This is a genomic window from Collinsella sp. LCP21S3_C7, assembly GCF_052118485.1.
Lineage (GTDB): Bacteria > Actinomycetota > Coriobacteriia > Coriobacteriales > Coriobacteriaceae > Collinsella.
The window spans coordinates 1-710 of sequence record NZ_JBQKHC010000054.1; the positions used below are offsets into that span (position 1 = coordinate 1).

A 710-nucleotide genomic window follows, 5' to 3' on the forward strand; every position below is an offset into this window, starting at 1 on the left:
CCGGTCCCGTTCCGAACCCGGAAGCTAAGCCCCATCGCGCCGAGAGTACTGCGGGGCCAGCCCGTGGGAGGCCAGGGCGCCGCTGACCGGTGGACGGCACCGAGCCGTGCGATTGGACTGAGAAGGGGGAGGCCTCGCGGCCTCCCCCTTTTTTGCGTTTGTATTGATCCGTGGCTCTAGATAGTTGATTTCTTTATTCTGAAGTCGCAATAGCATATGAAGTGGGTTGATTCTTTTCGAGGCCTGTTTTTGGGACTCGTTCTTTACAGTCCGCACTTAGGAACGCTCCTTTGGCTGGTTGCGTATTTCCTAGATGGATCTGCCAATTTAGATTCCAAATCAATCTTTTCTCGCGTTTCACGTCTTTCGGCTAGGATTGCACACTAATGGGGCTCCAGCGCTGTCTGGCGGGGTCCTTTGTCGCGTAATGGCTTTATAAGGGGAACCGTCGCAATCTATCTCCTAGGTGCTATTTAATTCTGGTTTGGGTATATAACCGATACGTATACATCGGACAGCATGAACACCGAGGTCATACGGTCTGTCTGAGATATATGTTCGTCGATTAGACCCTGTCGGATTCCAGGGCCCTCTGGTTCATTTGTGAACAAAATATGGAGTGCGGGATTCCCGCCCCGCGGGCCCCTCCGGTCTGGCAATATATCTCCTTGCCGCGCGGCCCGGTCGAACCGGGAACCGGCGCAGGCGTG

At 54.6% G+C, this 710-nt stretch carries 1 rRNA gene; it reads left to right on the top strand.

The window, feature by feature from the left end:
- Positions 1–88 (top strand): 5S ribosomal RNA (gene rrf / locus ACTQ1E_RS08835); the annotation flags it as partial.
- Positions 89–710 lie beyond the last annotated feature (622 nt).